Origin of the sequence: Salegentibacter sp. BDJ18 (assembly GCF_017579965.1) — a bacterium.
Taxonomy (GTDB): Bacteria; Bacteroidota; Bacteroidia; order Flavobacteriales; family Flavobacteriaceae; genus Salegentibacter.
This window is the reverse complement of record NZ_JAFLQX010000011.1, coordinates 31,038-47,049: the sequence shown is the minus strand read 5'-3', so window position 1 is coordinate 47,049 and position 16,012 is coordinate 31,038. Positions and strand designations below refer to the sequence as shown.

The 16,012-nt window shown below is 38.0% G+C and carries 11 protein-coding genes; 1 reads left to right on the top strand and 10 read right to left on the bottom strand.

Going from position 1 to position 16,012, the window contains the following annotated elements; all coding sequences use genetic code 11:
* Positions 1-329: 329 nt before the first annotated feature.
* The 10 genes from J0871_RS07070 to xrtF form a co-directional block, all read right to left on the bottom strand.
* Positions 330-2,855 (bottom strand): glycoside hydrolase family 9 protein, encoded by a 2,526-nt coding sequence (locus J0871_RS07070; protein WP_208224478.1) that lies wholly within the window; start codon positions 2,853-2,855, stop codon positions 330-332.
* A 377-nt stretch (positions 2,856-3,232) separates the two neighbouring features.
* A complete protein-coding gene (locus J0871_RS07065; RefSeq protein ID WP_243870420.1) occupies positions 3,233-5,380 on the bottom strand; it encodes a thioredoxin domain-containing protein in 2,148 nt (715 codons plus the stop codon).
* A gap of 137 nt (positions 5,381-5,517) precedes the next feature.
* Positions 5,518-6,087: a DUF3347 domain-containing protein gene (locus tag J0871_RS07060; protein ID WP_208224475.1), complete on the bottom strand. Its 570-nt coding sequence runs from the start codon at positions 6,085-6,087 to the stop codon at positions 5,518-5,520.
* A gap of 33 nt (positions 6,088-6,120) precedes the next feature.
* Entirely contained in the window at positions 6,121-6,825 is a 705-nt protein-coding gene (locus J0871_RS07055; RefSeq protein ID WP_208224473.1) for a PepSY domain-containing protein, read from the bottom strand.
* A 77-nt stretch (positions 6,826-6,902) separates the two neighbouring features.
* Positions 6,903-8,624 carry an efflux RND transporter periplasmic adaptor subunit gene (locus J0871_RS07050; RefSeq protein WP_208224472.1) on the bottom strand — a complete coding sequence of 574 codons (1,722 nt, stop codon included), beginning with the start codon at positions 8,622-8,624 and terminating at the stop codon, positions 6,903-6,905.
* Positions 8,611-9,879 carry a TolC family protein gene (locus J0871_RS07045; RefSeq protein WP_208224471.1) on the bottom strand — a complete coding sequence of 423 codons (1,269 nt, stop codon included), beginning with the start codon at positions 9,877-9,879 and terminating at the stop codon, positions 8,611-8,613. Before J0871_RS07045 ends, J0871_RS07050 begins: the two co-directional genes overlap by 14 nt.
* Positions 9,880-9,916: 37 nt before the next feature.
* The gene (locus J0871_RS07040) at positions 9,917-13,750 is read right to left on the bottom strand and encodes an efflux RND transporter permease subunit (protein WP_208224470.1); all 3,834 of its coding nucleotides are present in this window, start codon (positions 13,748-13,750) and stop codon (positions 9,917-9,919) included.
* Positions 13,751-13,945: 195 nt separating this feature from the next.
* Entirely contained in the window at positions 13,946-14,338 is a 393-nt protein-coding gene (locus J0871_RS07035; protein ID WP_208224469.1) for a hypothetical protein, read from the bottom strand.
* 66 nt (positions 14,339-14,404) lie between these two features.
* Positions 14,405-14,848, bottom strand: coding sequence for an exosortase F system-associated protein (locus tag J0871_RS07030; RefSeq protein ID WP_208224468.1), 444 nt, complete (start codon positions 14,846-14,848; stop codon positions 14,405-14,407).
* Positions 14,845-15,390, bottom strand: coding sequence for an exosortase family protein XrtF (gene xrtF, locus J0871_RS07025; RefSeq protein ID WP_208224466.1), 546 nt, complete (start codon positions 15,388-15,390; stop codon positions 14,845-14,847). The genes J0871_RS07030 and xrtF overlap by 4 nt, the downstream gene beginning before the upstream one ends.
* Before the next feature lie 87 nt (positions 15,391-15,477).
* Here xrtF and J0871_RS07020 point away from each other — a divergent pair, with 87 nt between their 5' ends.
* A complete protein-coding gene (locus J0871_RS07020; protein ID WP_208224464.1) occupies positions 15,478-15,939 on the top strand; it encodes a GAF domain-containing protein in 462 nt (153 codons plus the stop codon).
* Positions 15,940-16,012: the final 73 nt, after the last annotated feature.

Below are 16,012 nucleotides of genomic sequence, written 5' to 3'. Positions count from 1 at the left end.
AATATTATTTCCTGTTTTGTATACATGCTTATCATTTTCCGAACGTCTCTAGTTGGACGTTCAAGTTGGTAATAAGTGGTATACTTTTAAATTGAAATGTGGGGTAGTATTATATTAATATATACAAATAAGCCCTTGAAATTTAAATACCTATTTGAGCTTATAAAAAAATCTGGCCGTAAGACCAGATTTTTATATTTCAGTAATGGAACTTTCTAAAACTATTTACTAACACATAAACTATTATTTTTTCGTTTCAGAAAATTATCAGCCTTAGGCAAGTTCTCAGCTTAAATTTATATGAGAGGACAAGTCCGAGTAGCATTTCATTATTGATTATTGAGTAGATCCCGAACGGCATTCACCAGATAGATATAAGATGCGCCAACACTTACTACATATTCATTTTCTCCCCATAAAAACGGCCAATCTTCTTTATTTTCCGGAAAATCTGGTTTTAAAATTAAAACTCCTGGTACTACCCCACCGGCGATAAATGAAAAATCTGCACGGTTCATTCCATAAGCTACTTTCTTAGATTTTGTTCCCACTCCAGAAACAAAGGATATATCAGAATCAGGATGCGTTCCGTAAAGATAATTAAGACCTTTAAAAACTTCCTCCTTATCAATAAGATCGGGAAACGCCTTATGTAAATGGTAATTATTAATTGCATAGGCTACAATTTGACTATTGCCAGCCCAACCCCTTCTGCCAATAGGGACACCATAGGGATTTTCTTTCCTATGCTCAGCGATTTCATTCTTATAGTCCTTTACCTTATTTTTTAACTTCTGCTTAAAATCTTCATCCATATAGGCTAAGATCTTTATAACCCGACCGGCATGAAGGTTAAAGTTTTTATCTATAGTAGGCCACATCTCTTTTATGCGAGTGGCGTACATTTCATCTTTTGTAGAAAGTAATAATTCTACCGCTGCTTTTAATTCTTCCTCTTCTAAAGTGCCGCCGGTAGTATTTCCGTGATGAAAAAGATCTGGCTCTTTTGAGTGCTCTTCTTTCCATACATTTATAGCAGTGTTTATACACTCTTCAGCTAATTCATCATTATATCCTTTAAGAACACGACTGGCAGCCGCTAATGCTGCTATAGAACCATAATTTAAAGGTGTGCTTTTACTTGTAAAGGCCCATCTGTCATCAAATTTTCCACTTTTGTATCCATCAGTTTCCAGAGGATCCATTTCTTTATCATAAATCAGGTTATCTGTCATAGTTAGACCGTCTCCCAAATGGGTATACTGAGAAATATCGGGCACGATAATACCGGGAATCGCCCTTCCTAAAGCACGGTGCTGCGCAATTAACCCCAGGGTCCCGTGTTCAATATGCTGAAGCATATCTGGTTTTCCATCTGGGTTATGTAGATCTACATATTTAGCATCGTAATCTACCAGGGTCTGGTCTCGTTGTAAATTAAAATCTTCATACGCGTGAGCAAGATGAGAAACTACATAATATTGGGTTTGAGTTCTAATATCATAATCTCCGGCATCATACCACCCACCAATATTAAGTCCCGGTATGTGTTCCCCCGGTTCATATTCGGTATCTGTTGTGGGACCCTGGGCATAAAGATCAAAATGCTCATGATTAACGGGTGCCTGCAGCGCATCATCAAGGTGGGAAGCGCCATGCCAAACCCTATAAGCTTCGTTTACCAACATATGATCCATTTGCACCGGGAAAAAAACATCATTCGTGGGATGCCAGGCTTTTTCATACACATCTTCATTAATTTTAAAAGGTGCCGTAGTTTCGGCTTTATAAGAGATAACATATAAGCCTTCTTCTTTTACTTCAGAAAAATCGAAATATAAATACTCATACCTGGTATATTGCCCCCAATTAGATAAGGCAGCTGTATGTTTTTCCACCTTTTCTCCCATTTCATTTAACTTATAAAGCGTGGCCTCGGAAGCAGGAGAATCATTTTTATCTAACTCAATAACCGCAACTTTTTCCTGATTAGGGTGATAGCCAACCTGCGAATGACCAATAACCGGGTTACGCGTCCAGCCTGGGGTAGAATTTACATTTAAACGCCATTGTAGAACCTTACCGGTTTTATTTTCAGGAAGTAAACTTCTAACAACAAACCAACCATTCTGGGCTTTATCTCTCCCATCGTGAAGCCTTAATTCTGCTTCATCTGAAATAATTGTAATTTTTCGTTTAGGATCTCCGGGCGCAACTACCAGGGTTTTTCCTTCAGCAAAAGGTTTCGGTGCCGTATATCCTGAAGTATCTTTGTCCATGCTACTGTGCGGGTATAGGGGAAAATTACCTCCTTCACCGTCCATATAATAAGTTTTCTCAGCATAGGCCGAGGGTATAAATTCCAGATTAAACCCGGCCTTTCCCTGTAATTCTTCGGGAATTGGCTCATCTAAGTGTACACTTAAAATCACTTCATCTTCATCTCGTTCTGCCCGTATCATATATTCAAAATCGTAATCGGGATATTTTTCATACGTATCAATACGATTATTTCCCCTGTCTACTTCCCTTCTAACAAAGGTGGGAATCGCATCCCATTGTTCTGGGGTGGCGTGTAACCTCACATCACCATTAGTGACTGTTCTCACTCCATGATGAATTACTTCTATCCCACTTATTTTTGAATCACTAAATAACCCATCATACCAATTACTAAATGCCAAAATGTTTACCCCGGGTTTTTCAAAATACTCTTCTTCATTAAGCGTTAACGGCGAAGTTTGGGCAAAGACACTACCCATCATTAAAAAAATGCCGAGACAAACGGCCTTAACCCCGTACTTTTGAAAGAGATAAGTATTTTTTAAATAAAGTTTTTGTGTAATATTCTTCATAATTCTTATTGGTTTTAAAAGCTTTTATAGGTTAATATTTAAAAAAGGAAACCTCTACAAACTGCTTACACCACTCAAATCAATCGGTTGCGTAATGCAGTTAAAAAAATCCCGGAAAAAGCATCAACTATATTTCACGCCAAATTTTAAGGGAAAAATTCCTGTTTTTATAATATAGAATACTGAAAAACAGTATTATTTCTTAAAAATATACCTTTCTATTCAGCAAAGCAAGAAATCCTAAAACTGAATTCTAAATAGTTTGGGTTTTAGATGAAGAAATAAGCGAAAAAAAAGACGATGTATGCTGAAAATAATTTCCGCAGGGAATTCGATTGCGAAAATACAATTAAACCAAAATTCAGGTGGTGCTAATCTTACCAAAAACCTCCAGATTCATTGATTTGCTCCAAAGCTTCTCTGGCTGTGGTTACAGGAAACTTACATACGTGATCTTTACAAACATAAATGGTGGTTTGCCCTTCAATAAATTTGCCTTTCAATAACTCTAAATTTCCTTCTTTTTCCCCGCCCATTAACAGGACATTCGGGAGATAATTATGATTGATTTCTTTTTTCACCCTGTGGGCCTCTTTTCCTACTATGGCTACCTCAAATGGAGGTTTTACCAGGAGTGCTTCAACTATAGCCCAATTTGCATAGAAATCTGGATATTCCTTTAAATCCTTTTGAACATTTAATAACATTTGTTCTGCCAGAGCTTTGTTTTCGCTATCGTAAAAATAATGCCCCAGGATTAAGAGGTTTTTCGCCATTTCTGAATTAGATGAAGGAATAACGTTATCCAGAATTTCTTTTTGCCGTGTAATTAGACCCGAATGGTCATCATGGGTATAGAAAAACATTCCGGAAGAAGCGTCGAAAAAATGCTCTTTGGTATAATTTGTAAGATCTTGCGCCTGGTACAGCCACTTTTCATTTAATGTAGCCTGATAAAGATCGATAAATGCTGAAATTACAAAGGCATAATCATCTAAAAAACCAGGAATGCTGGTTTTTCCGTCTTTATAATTTCTGGTTAAAGCACCATTTTCAGCAATAACATTTTCATTTAGGAAACGGGCATTTTTTACTGCAGCCTCTAAAAATCGTTTTTCATCAAAAGTCTTATAGGCATTCAGATAAGCCTTTATCATTAATGCATTCCAGGAAGTAAGTACTTTATCATCAAGGGCAGGTAAGGTTCTCTTTTGCCTTTCACTCAACATTTTTTTTCTTCCTTCAGAAAGTATTTCTTTTAATTCTTTAACCGACAGGGACTTTTCTTCAGCAAAAGCTTTATCAGATTTTTCCCTGTGCAAGATATTTTTTTCATCTTCCCAATTACCGTTTTCTTTCACATTGTAATAGGCTTTAAAAATGGAAGAATCTCCCCCTAAATGTTCATCAATTTCATCGGCGGTCCAAACGTAAAATTTCCCTTCTTCCCCATCGGTATCAGCGTCTAGCGAGGAATAGAACGCTCCATTTTTAGCGGTAAGTTCACGGTCTACAAATTCAAGACTTTCGTAAACTACATCCTTATACAGCGGATTCCTGGTTTTTTGCCAGGCCTGGGAATAAAGCCCAATGAGTTGGGCATTATCGTAAAGCATTTTTTCAAAGTGAGGTGCAAACCAATCTTCATCTGTAGAATATCTGGCAAAACCACCACCAAGCTGATCGTAAACACCCCCATAAGCAATATTTTTTAGGGTAACATCTACAGCTTCCAGTGCACTGGGATCGTTGGTTAAATAATTATAATGAAGTAAAAATTTCCATAGAACCGGCACCGGGAATTTCTGGGTTTCAATTTTACCACCTTTTTCAAAATCTATCTTAGACCTTAATTGAGCATATACCGTTTCAAGTTCGTCTAAAGAAAAAGCTTTCTCTTTATTAACAATGGGCATTTGCTCTAAAGTTTGAATGCCATCGGTTATTTTCTCGGCTTGTTCAACTATGGCTTCAGGATCTTCTTTATTGAGTTTTACAAAATGCTTAAGAATTTTTAACCAGTCTTCCTTGGGATAATATGTACCCGCATAAAATGGCTTCCCATCTGGCAGTGCTAAAACATTTAATGGCCAGCCTCCGCTACCCGTCATGAGCTGTGCAGCATTCATATATAAATTGTCTACATCTGGCCGCTCTTCCCTGTCTACTTTTACCGAAATAAAATTCTCGTTCATAAGTTCGGCCACCTCGGGGTCTTCAAAACTTTCCTCTTCCATTACATGGCACCAATGGCAGGCGGCGTAACCAATGCTAATTACCAGTAATTTATTTTCTTTCTTAGCTTTATTTATAGTTTCCTCGCTCCAGGGATGCCAGTTAACAGGATTATGGGCGTGCTGCAATAAATAAGGACTGCTCTCATTCACAAGCATATTGGTAAACTCGTGCTCTTCAGGTTCTTTATCTAATTGATTTTCACTCGAGGAATTATTTTTAGCTTCATCTACACAAGATATGGAAAGAAAAATAGCCAGAAATATACTGGCGAGGGAAGACAATTTCATGTTCTTATTATTAAATCTTTGTAAGATAACTTCCTAATCGAACTTTTCAAATAAAACCTTCAATTTTTCGAAAAACTACCTATAAAAAAGCCTGCCGACGTTTGGTCGGCAGGCTATATTAGCTATAAAGTTTTTAACTAGTTTAGCGTAGCTTCTACCCTACCGCATTTTAACATTTTATCTCCGTAGTAGGGGTTAAAAATATCTTTGGAATTAGAATACCAGTAATCTCCTTTTCCTTCAAACGCCATTGGGCAATATTGCTTATAAATTTCGCCCGATTCTAATGCATCCTGCAAAACAGGTTCCATAGCGGTAGTAAGTTTAGAAAAATCTTCCCGTTGTGTATTTACATTATCACTTTCGGCAATTTTCGTTGCAGCAGAAGCTATTTCTTTATTGTCCCCTGCTATTTCAGCAAGTTCTGCAGCTTTTTCGCTCGCAGTTTCAGCATCTGTATTTACAAAAGCATCCTTAATTTCTACATATAAATTATAAATTTCGGCAGTATTTTCATTCTTAAATTCAGCATTTAATGCTTCTCCTTCATAAGTATCCATGCTGGCCTGCTCGTCACCCTGGTGCATTTCATTTTGCATAGGCTCTGCCGGTTCATTCTTCTTTTCTTCGGCATCGCGGCAAGAGTTTAGTGATATTGCTACTGCTACCAGGCTAAGCATCATTAAGTTTCTTAGATTTTTTTTCATCGTTTCTGTTTTTAATTTAATTTGTAATTATTCTTATTTAATTCTTTTTTGAATTTTTCTTATTGAAGGTGAAGAAATATACCAGAGTACAAAACCACTCAAGACTGTAATTAGTCCCATCAAAGAGAAAATTCGAAGTACAAGATTATTAAAATCATCCCGCCCTTCATAATCCATCGTGTGGGTCATCCAGAGAAAATCAAACCAGCGCCAATCTCTATGGCGAACTGATTTAAATGCAGCGTCATTTACCGAAATATAAGCTTTAAGATTGGCAGGATCTTTATATGAAATAACATACGCCGGTAAATTTCCACCTCTATATTCATGGTGATTTCCGGTTTCATTAATCAATTTAATTCCCGAAACTTCTAAATCTTCACGCATATACTTTTTGGCAATTTTCAAGGCTTCTTCCCTGGTAATTCCCCGCTTCTCTTCCCCCGTTTCAGGGTTTATTAGAATCTCTTCATTAACTAAATAAAATGCTTTGCCGCCAATATCTTTAAGCTCTAAAGAACTTATAGGGCCATCAAATATTGCGCCCGGTCCCTCCAGATTGGAAAAAGATGGATTTTCAACTACCTCCTTTTTAAAATGATCGCCATGAATCTCATCAAGATCTGTCCAGCTAAAATACATCCCACTAACAGTCCACATAATGAACTGAATTCCTATAAAAAGTCCCAGGTATCTGTGGGCCTGTCTTATTTTTCGAGCTGTTTTTCGCTTAACCACTTCAAGACTTTTAATTCAACAAACTTATATAAATTTATTATTCTGATTACTCTTTAATACCTTTCACTTATTGGTTCTTAATCTTCAATTACACCGGTTACTTCCCCGCAACTTAGCATCGCACTCCCGTAATAAGGATTCCTAATCTCTTCTGAAAGGCTTAACCAATCTGCACCCTTATCATTATTGGCCATTGGGCAATGCTGAATATAAATTTGCCCACTAAAAGGTTTTAAACTTTTTGCCATCCTGATTATTTCTGCGGAAAAATCAATAAAACCGGTTCTTAATGCTGAAATATCTTCGGAAGCTTTCATGGCAGATAGTTTCGCCTGAAGCCGCGTTTTATAATTTTCTACAGCATCTGCCGCTGAAGCCTGAATAGCCGAAACATCTACAGCTTCAATTTTACTTTCCACTGTCTTCAAATGCTTTTTTGCGGCTTCAAAATCATCTTCTACCAGGGCATTTTTTAATGCCAAATAAGAATTAAATACCTCCTGAATTTCACTCTTCCCGGCTACAGATAATTCTATCTCTTCAATATCGCCTGCACTATTTTCCTCCGGATTCATCATACTTGGTTTTCCGGCTAATTGCACCGCCGCATCTACGGTAAAAGTACCATTTACCACAATTTCCTCGCCTGCACTTAAACCTTTTTCCACAACATAAGAATCCCCTAAAGAAGAACCTAAAACCACTTCCCGATGTTTAAATCCGGCACCGTTTTCCACATTTTCCTTCACATATACCACAGAACGTTTCCCCGTCCACAAAACTGCAGATTGTGGAATTACAATTTCTTCGTTTTCGGTACTAAGGTTATTTTCTATAATTCCTGTTGCAAACATTCCTGGTTTAATTCGTCTATTCTCATTCTCAATTTCTACCCGGGCAGTAGCCACACGGGTATTATTATTTAGCAACGGGTCTACAAACTTTACCTCACCCTCAAAGGTTTCTCCGGGAATTGATTGTATAGTATATTTTATGGTGCTACCTTCTTTAATCCAGGACATATTGCTCTCGTAAACATCAAAAAGCACCCAAAGTTTATCAAGATTAGCGATTTTATAAATAGGCATTCCCCTTTCCAAATAATCACCCTGTTCAGCCATAAGTTCGGTCACTACGCCACCAACATCGGCAGTAATTGAAAACCTCTCCATAGCCTCACCTCTACTCAACATATTATTAATTTGCGCCTCACTAATTTTCCAGTTTCTAAGCTTTTGTTTTGCGGCTTCAAAAAGTTCTGGCTGACTTTCCTTTATCTCGGCTGCCTGTAATAATTCTTCCTGGGCAGTTACCAAATCTGGCGAATAGACGCTGGCCAAAACCTGCCCACGATTCACTTTTTCACCGGTAAAATTCACGCGCAATTGCTCAATTCTCCCAGGAATATGGGTAGATTGAGTGTAAGTGTTTCGTTCGTCTACCTCAACTTTTCCGTTAAGTCTAATTTCTTTTGAAGTTTCACCGGCTCCAACCAGCATGGTTTCTACATTTGCAAGTTTCAGCGCATTCTCACTCATCACAAACATGTCTGAATCCAGTTCGTTTTCATCTTCTGAAACGGGAATAAGATCCATTCCACAAATTGGGCAATCTCCCGGTTCATTTTGTCGTACCGAAGGGTGCATAGAACAGGTCCAGGTTTGATTTTCGCTCATTTCAGAGTGATCGTGCTCTTCAGCTTCTTCAGCATCATTCCCTCCACCAAAAAGCAGGTATCCGAATAAAAGTCCCAGGATAAGAATCCCGGCAGCTTTCCATATATTATTAATTCGTTTCATCGTAATTTTCAGTTTTAGCTGATAAATAATCCATTTTTGCCTGAGCCGTAAATCCGGTTTTCAAAGCCTCTATTTGCTGAGTTTTCAGCATTAAAATATCCTGATTCATTTGAAGCACTTCTTCAAAATCGCCATCGTTATTACTAAAAGCCGAAACCAAAAGCTTATTTGCCTGGTTAGAACTTTCAATTTGCCGTTCGTAGAGTTTAAGAAGTTTGGCAGCTTTATTTAAATCGTAGACCGTTTGCTCAAATTCACTTAGCAACTGGTTCTCTCTCGCTTCTTTATTTTGAATAGCGGCTTCCTGCATTAATTCGGCTTCTTTTTCTGCGGCTTTATATTTTTTTCTGAAAATCGGTAAACTCACCGAAAACATAGGCATTATCGCATCTTGCCCGTTCATTGGCGGATTTGCATCTGTTCGTTTTGAAATAATCGAATAATCCACGCCAATCCCGAAATTAGGTAAGCCCGATTTTTGAGCTGTTTCTGCACGACTTTCGTAGGCCTCCCGCTCCCTATCGAATTTGGTAAGTTCTGGATGCATTTTAAAAGCTTCTTCAGGACTAATTATTTCATTTTGTATTTCAGGATTAAAAATCAGGGTATCCTGAATTGCAACATCGGCTTGCCGATCTCTATTCAGTAAAAGATTAAACTGCTTTTTTAAACTTTCCAGTTGTTCTTTTTCAAGCTCTATTTCTGTTAAGGCTTCGTCGCGTTTGATATCTACCCGAACAACATTTACCATTTTTGAACTTCCGCTTCTAAACTTACTGAGGGAAAGCTCCCTATATGAATCCAAAATGTCAAGATTTTCCTCTTTTAGAGCAATAGTTTTCTCAATAGCAAAAAGCTCAGCATATGCTTTTTTTATTTCGAAAAATAAGTCGGCTCGCATTGCCAAATACTCCTGAAATCTTGCTTCTGCCAGTAAATCTGCTGCTTCTTTTTTTGTTTTTAAAGTTCCAAACCAGGGAAACATTTGCATAAGGCTAAACCGGGCCTCCTGGGCGCCCAGACGGGTTTCTACCATTCTACCAAATGCGCTAACCGTTAATGTGGGATCTGGTAAAGACGAAACTTGCGGCGATTGCTGTAGTGCGGCTTCAAATTGCGTATAGGCCGATTGTAGCTTTGGGTTATTTTCGGCAGCGATTTGGAGATAATCTTCCAAATCCTGGGCAAGCCCCCCTACCCCCCAAAGGGGGAGTAAAAGCAAGGTAAAAATTATATGTTTCGCGTTTATTTTCATTATTATATTTTAAATCAAACCTTAGGGTTATCAGTTTCTAAACCCTCCCCCCTTTGGGGGAGTTGGAGGGGGCTTCTTTCTTTTCCCTCCAAATAGCCTGTAAAACCGGTACTACGAAAATTGTCATAATTTGAATCAACATCCCACCTACAATTGGAATGGCCATTGGCACCATAATATCAGATCCTTTTCCGGTTGAAGTCAGTACCGGAAAAAGCGCAATGATTGTTACTGCCGTGGTCATCATTGCAGGGCGTACCCGTTTTAAACCGGCCTCCATCACCGCTTCCCGAACTTCTGAAACTGTTTTTGGATTTTTTCGTTCAAAAACCTGGTGAATGTATGTTCCCATTAAAACGCCATCATCGGTAGCGATCCCAAACAGAGCGATAAATCCTACCCAAACTGCTACGCTTAAATTCACCTCCTGCATTTGAAAAAGGTTACGCATATTGGTGCCGAACATATCAAAATCCATAAACCAGCCCTGCCCATAAAGCCAAATCATAATAAAACCACCTGCAAACGCCACAAATACGCCTGAAAAGTGAATTGTGGATGCAATAATGCTCTTAAATTGAAAATATAGTAGGAGGAAAATGATAATCAAACAGATAGGAATTAATATTGCGAGGCGTTTTACAGCCCGTACCTGATTTTCATAATTTCCGGAGAATTTATAACTAACTCCTTGCGGCACCTGCAATTCACCGGCATCAATTTTATCCTGAATATGCTGCTGTGCATCGTTTACTACGTTTACTTCAGCAAAGCCATCGCGTTTATCAAAGAGTACGTACCCCGTTAAAAAAGTTTCTTCACTTTTTATCATTTGCGGCCCACGCTCATATTTAAGTTCAGCGAGTTCTCTTAACGGAATTTGAGCCCCATTTGAAGTGGGAATAAGAATATTCTTAATACTTTCAGGATCGTTTCTTAATTCGCGGGGATATCTCACCCTAACCGGAAATCGCTCCCGGCCTTCTACCGTAGAAGTAATTTCCATTCCGCCAATAGCAGTTTCAATGGTCTGCTGTACATCTTCAATACTAAGTCCGTAGCGAGCAATCGCATCTCTGTCAATATCGATCTCGAGATAAGGTTTTCCTACAACCCGATCAGCAAAAACGGCTTCAGATTTTACTGAAGGCACTTCTTTTAGCAATTCTTCCAGTTTCATTCCAAAATCTTGAATGATTCGAAGATCGGGACCGTAAACCTTAATTCCCATTGGCGCCCGCATCCCGGTTTGCAACATTACCAAACGGGTTTCTATGGGTTGTAATTTTGGCGCCGAAGTTACCCCGGGAAGTTTTGTTCGCCTGGTAATTTCATTCCAAATATCGTCTGGACTGTTAATATGTTCGCGCCAATTTCGGTAGAATTTTCCATCTTCATCTTCAATTAAATTTGAAGCGATTACATCTCTTTGAATAGCTTCAGCATTAGTTAACGTGTCCCCTGATTTGAGAATAAAACGGTTTTCATCATCAACTTTAAATCGTTGCATCGATCCGTCTTCTGCATGAATATATTCCGGTTTATAATTAATGATATTTTCAAACATAGAAATTGGGGCAGGATCCAGAGCGGTTTCTGCCCTTCCTAATTTCCCAACAGCAACCTCAACTTCAGGAATACCGGTTACCGCCATATCCAATTGTTTCAGGGTTTTGGTGGTTTCCTCCATCCCTGCGTGTGGCATAGTGGTGGGCATCAATAAAAAGCTACCTTCGCTTAACGAGGGCATAAATTCTTTTCCAACACCGGGAAAAGAATGCGTTAGCCCACTCCAAACCTGGGTGGTTCTCACATTCCATCCCACTTTATCAAATCCGTTGGCTACAAAACCGAATAATTTTGGAAAACCAAACCAGATCATCGCACCAAAAAATATAGTGATAATGGGGAGTGTGAGGAATTTCGCCTTATTAGTTAAACACCAGTTTAAGATAGGTTCGTAGTATTTTACGACCATCATTAACACTATCAAAGTGATACTTAACAACAGGATTACAAAAATATAATTGGCGAACGCCGATTTCTGAAAGCCAAGTGGCATCCACTCTTCCGCAAGAAAGAATATAGTAACCGCCAGGATTAAACCCGGAATTACCAAATTGGTATATTTTCCGAAAAAATGCGGGTTCCTGTCTTCAACAATTTTTACGATCCCGATAAGCGTTAAAGCTAAAGGCAACCAAAAACTAAAAATAATGGCTAAAGCGATTCCTGAAATGATTAACACAATATTCCAGGTTTGCTGGGTTTTCTTTTTATCAATTTTAATATTGAAAAAGAAATACGATAACATGGGCAGTACAAAAACCCCAATAAGGAAAGCCGCTACCAATGCAAAGGTTTTAGTAAAAGCCAGGGGACGAAATAATTTACCCTCGGCGTTTTCCATAAAGAAAACCGGGATAAAACTTACAATCGTGGTGGCGAGTGCTGTTGTAACCGCCGGGGCTACTTCAGCAGTTGCTTTGTAAATTACACCGGCAAGTTTATTTCCGCGGAGATTTTTATTTTCAGGCATTTCCAGCCAGCGAATAGTGTTTTCAACAAAAACAATCCCAACATCTACCATCACTCCAATGGCAATAGCAATTCCTGAAAGTGCTACCACATTGGCATCTACCCCAAAATAGCGCATCGCAATAAACGTCATAAGCACCGCAACCGGCAATAAACTGGATATTAAAATAGAAGCCCTTAGGTTTAAGACAAGTACTATAATTACGATAATACTAATAAGCACCTCGTGGGAAAGTGCTCGCTCCAGGGTGTTTATAGTTTCGTTAATCAGTTGTGTTCTATCGTAAAAAGGGACGATAGTTAACTGACTTTCGGTACCATCAGAAAGCGTTTTAGATGGTAATCCGGTAGATATTTCTTGAATTTTATCTTTAGTATTTTGAATTACCGCCAGGGGATTTGAGCCATACCTTGCTACTACCACACCACCAACAACTTCAGCTCCTCCCTTATCTAAAACTCCGCGGCGTTCGGCAGGACCTAAACTTACCCGGCCTAGGTCCTTAATAAGTACCGGCGTGTTATCATTTGCGGCTACAACAGTATTTTCAATATCTTCAATAGATTCAATATAACCGAGCCCGCGTACCAGGTATTCCACTTTGTTTACCTCTAAAGTTTTCGCCCCGGCATCGCGGTTAGAATTCTTTACCGCCATCCTTACCTGGTTGATGCCAATTCCGTAGGCTTTAAGCGCATCGGGATTTACATCAATTTGATATTCCTGTACAAAACCACCAATAGAAGCAACTTCTGAAACTCCTTTTGCGCCGCTTAGTCCAAGTTTCACATAATAATCCTGAACTTTACGTAATTCGTGAAGGTCCCAGCCACCGGTAACATTTCCATCTTTATCGCGACCTTCTAAAGTGTACCAAAAAACCTGGCCTAAACCTGTAGCATCAGGACCTAAAGTAGGCTGAACATCATCGGGTAATAAACCTGCAGGAAGAGAATTCAACTTCTCTAACACCCGGCTTCTGGACCAGTAAAACTCTACATCTTCTTCAAAAATGATATAAATACTGGAAAAACCAAACATGGAAGAACTACGAATAGATTTCACTCCCGGAATTCCCAAAAGTGAACTGGTAAGCGGATAAGTAATTTGATCTTCTATATCCTGGGGGGAACGCCCGGGCCAATCGGTAAAAACAATTTGTTGATTTTCTCCAATATCGGGAATAGCATCTACCGGAACTGGATCACTGGGCAGAAATCCAGTGTCCCAATTAAAAGGCGCAGTTACCAAGCCCCAGCCGATTAGAAATACTAAAAGCAGGACAGAAACCAGTCGGTTATAAAGAAAATATTTTATAATCTTATTGAACATGAATGTGGATATACATTAATAAAACAACTAAGCGCTGTAAACAAAATGAGAAATAGCCCAAAATGAAACTGTAAACGTCATTATGACACCGATGTTTATCGGGTGATCTAATCTGCTGATATTAACAGATTGCGTCGTGCCTCGCAATGACGATTTTATCATTTTGAAACAGGATGACATTTACAAAAATGTATATCAAATAAGGAAAACCTGGTCTTCAAGATGTATGTCTTTGACCAGAAGTGGTGGAGAATAATCTTTAAAAGGAATATTTTCTTTTGAAAAATCTTCAAAAATAAAAATGTAGGAATAAGCAAAGCCTGTGAGGAAAAGCTGTTGATTTAGGTCTAGCGAATCAAACTGGTGTTTTAACTCGTCCTGGCCTTCTACCGCAATTTTCTCATTGGTACAGCAGGAATCTTCAGATGAAGTTTCCATTTCCATCCCGCAGGTTATGGCTTCAGAAAAAATTGCTTTATCTACTAAAAAGCTTCCACAGAAATGTTTATCAACCGTAAAAGAAAAGGTTGAAAACAGCACTAAAAATGCCATTGCTATAGAAATGCTATGTTGAAAAGCTTTTTTCATCAGCTACAAAAATAGGTAAAATTTTGAAATAAAGCCTTTTCAGATCTTTGGGAATAACTTTTAAGATTATGAGTTTTCCCATTTTTTTAATCTGTAATAATAAAAAGCAGGCAGTAAAATAAGGATAAATACAGGGTGAATTAAAAATCGGCGTACATAAAATAAACCCATTACATTTTCTGAATTCAAATTAAAATAAAGTACGCTAAAAGTTGCTAGACCAATTCCAAAAAGTAAGATGAAAAGCAAGGCGGCAAATTTCACGATATTTTTTTCGCGAAAACTAACAAAAAGAATTATCAGGGAAATTGCAGTATTCAGCCAAAACCGTAAACTAAGGTTAAGCAATAATTTAGGAAAGTTAATTTGAGGAACTTCCATTGCCAAATGCCCGCCATATCGGTAAAAATCTATTAGCGGATCGTAAAATAACTGATGCTCAAAAAACCTCACCAAAACCAGCAAAATAACTAAAACCCCAATGCCTGATAGCCGTAAAAATTGTTTCATAATTTCTTTTTTTGGCTATAAATACGCACCCAGATAACCCAAAGTAAAAATACGGTGCCGTAGATAATTAATGGGAATATAATGCTGTGCAGAAATTCGGTATGTTGCGGATACTCGTAAATTCCCACAGCGAGAATAGCAATTCTAATAATATTCATTGCATAAATTATTACACTACCCGCTAAAAGATAAAGTAGTGTGAGTTTCAATCGGCCAAAAAAGGAAAGTACAAAAGCGATAAATAAAATAATGATACTAATTGCATTGCAGCCTTCCACGATTCTGGCCAGGTAAACTTCATTCACAATAAGTTTCATAGAGAGTTCTGACTGGTGCGGTAAAATTTGCGCATTATAACCAAAACTACTAATTAAGGTTTCACTTTGTTTTGCAACCAGATGGGTAATGTAATCTGGAAAATAAATAGGCGACCTAAAGAATTCTAAATAAAGGTTATAAATAAGGGTGAGCACCAGGTAACTCCCCAAAAACATAAAAATGAAACGAAGAACCGATTTATATTTAATGAATAACCTGATCAATTTTAGAGAGGGTTTTTAACAAATTTATATAAATAAGAGCCTGTGCTTGCTATAATTTTTGAATACTTTTGCACCAAAATATCAACTATGCCATTTCAGAAATTAAAACCAGAAATTAAAACTATTCTTGAAAACGATAATCTTTCGGTAGATCACCGATTGTCGCAGGTTTGTGAGGTTTTAAAAGAAAATATCCCATATTACGATTGGGTAGGTTTTTATTTTAAAAATGGCGATAAAGAGGAATTGAAATTGCGTTCTTTCGCAGGCGAACCTACAGACCATACTATTATTCCTTTTGGAAAAGGGATTTGCGGGCAGGTAGCGGTTTCTAATAAAAACTTTGTAGTGCCAGACGTAAAAGCACAAACTAATTATATAGCCTGTAGCATTAACGTGAAAGCTGAAATTGTTGTACCGCTTTTCTTAAACGGCGAGAACATTGGCCAAATTGATATAGATTCTCACACTCCAGATCCTTTTTCTAAGGAAGATGAAGAGTTTTTGGAATGGGTTAATGAAAAGGTAGCTAAAATCTTGAAAGCATAAAAAAGAGAAAAAGAATAGAGATAAGAGAGAAAAGATAAAGTCCAATAGGTAAAAAATCTTTATTCTATACTCT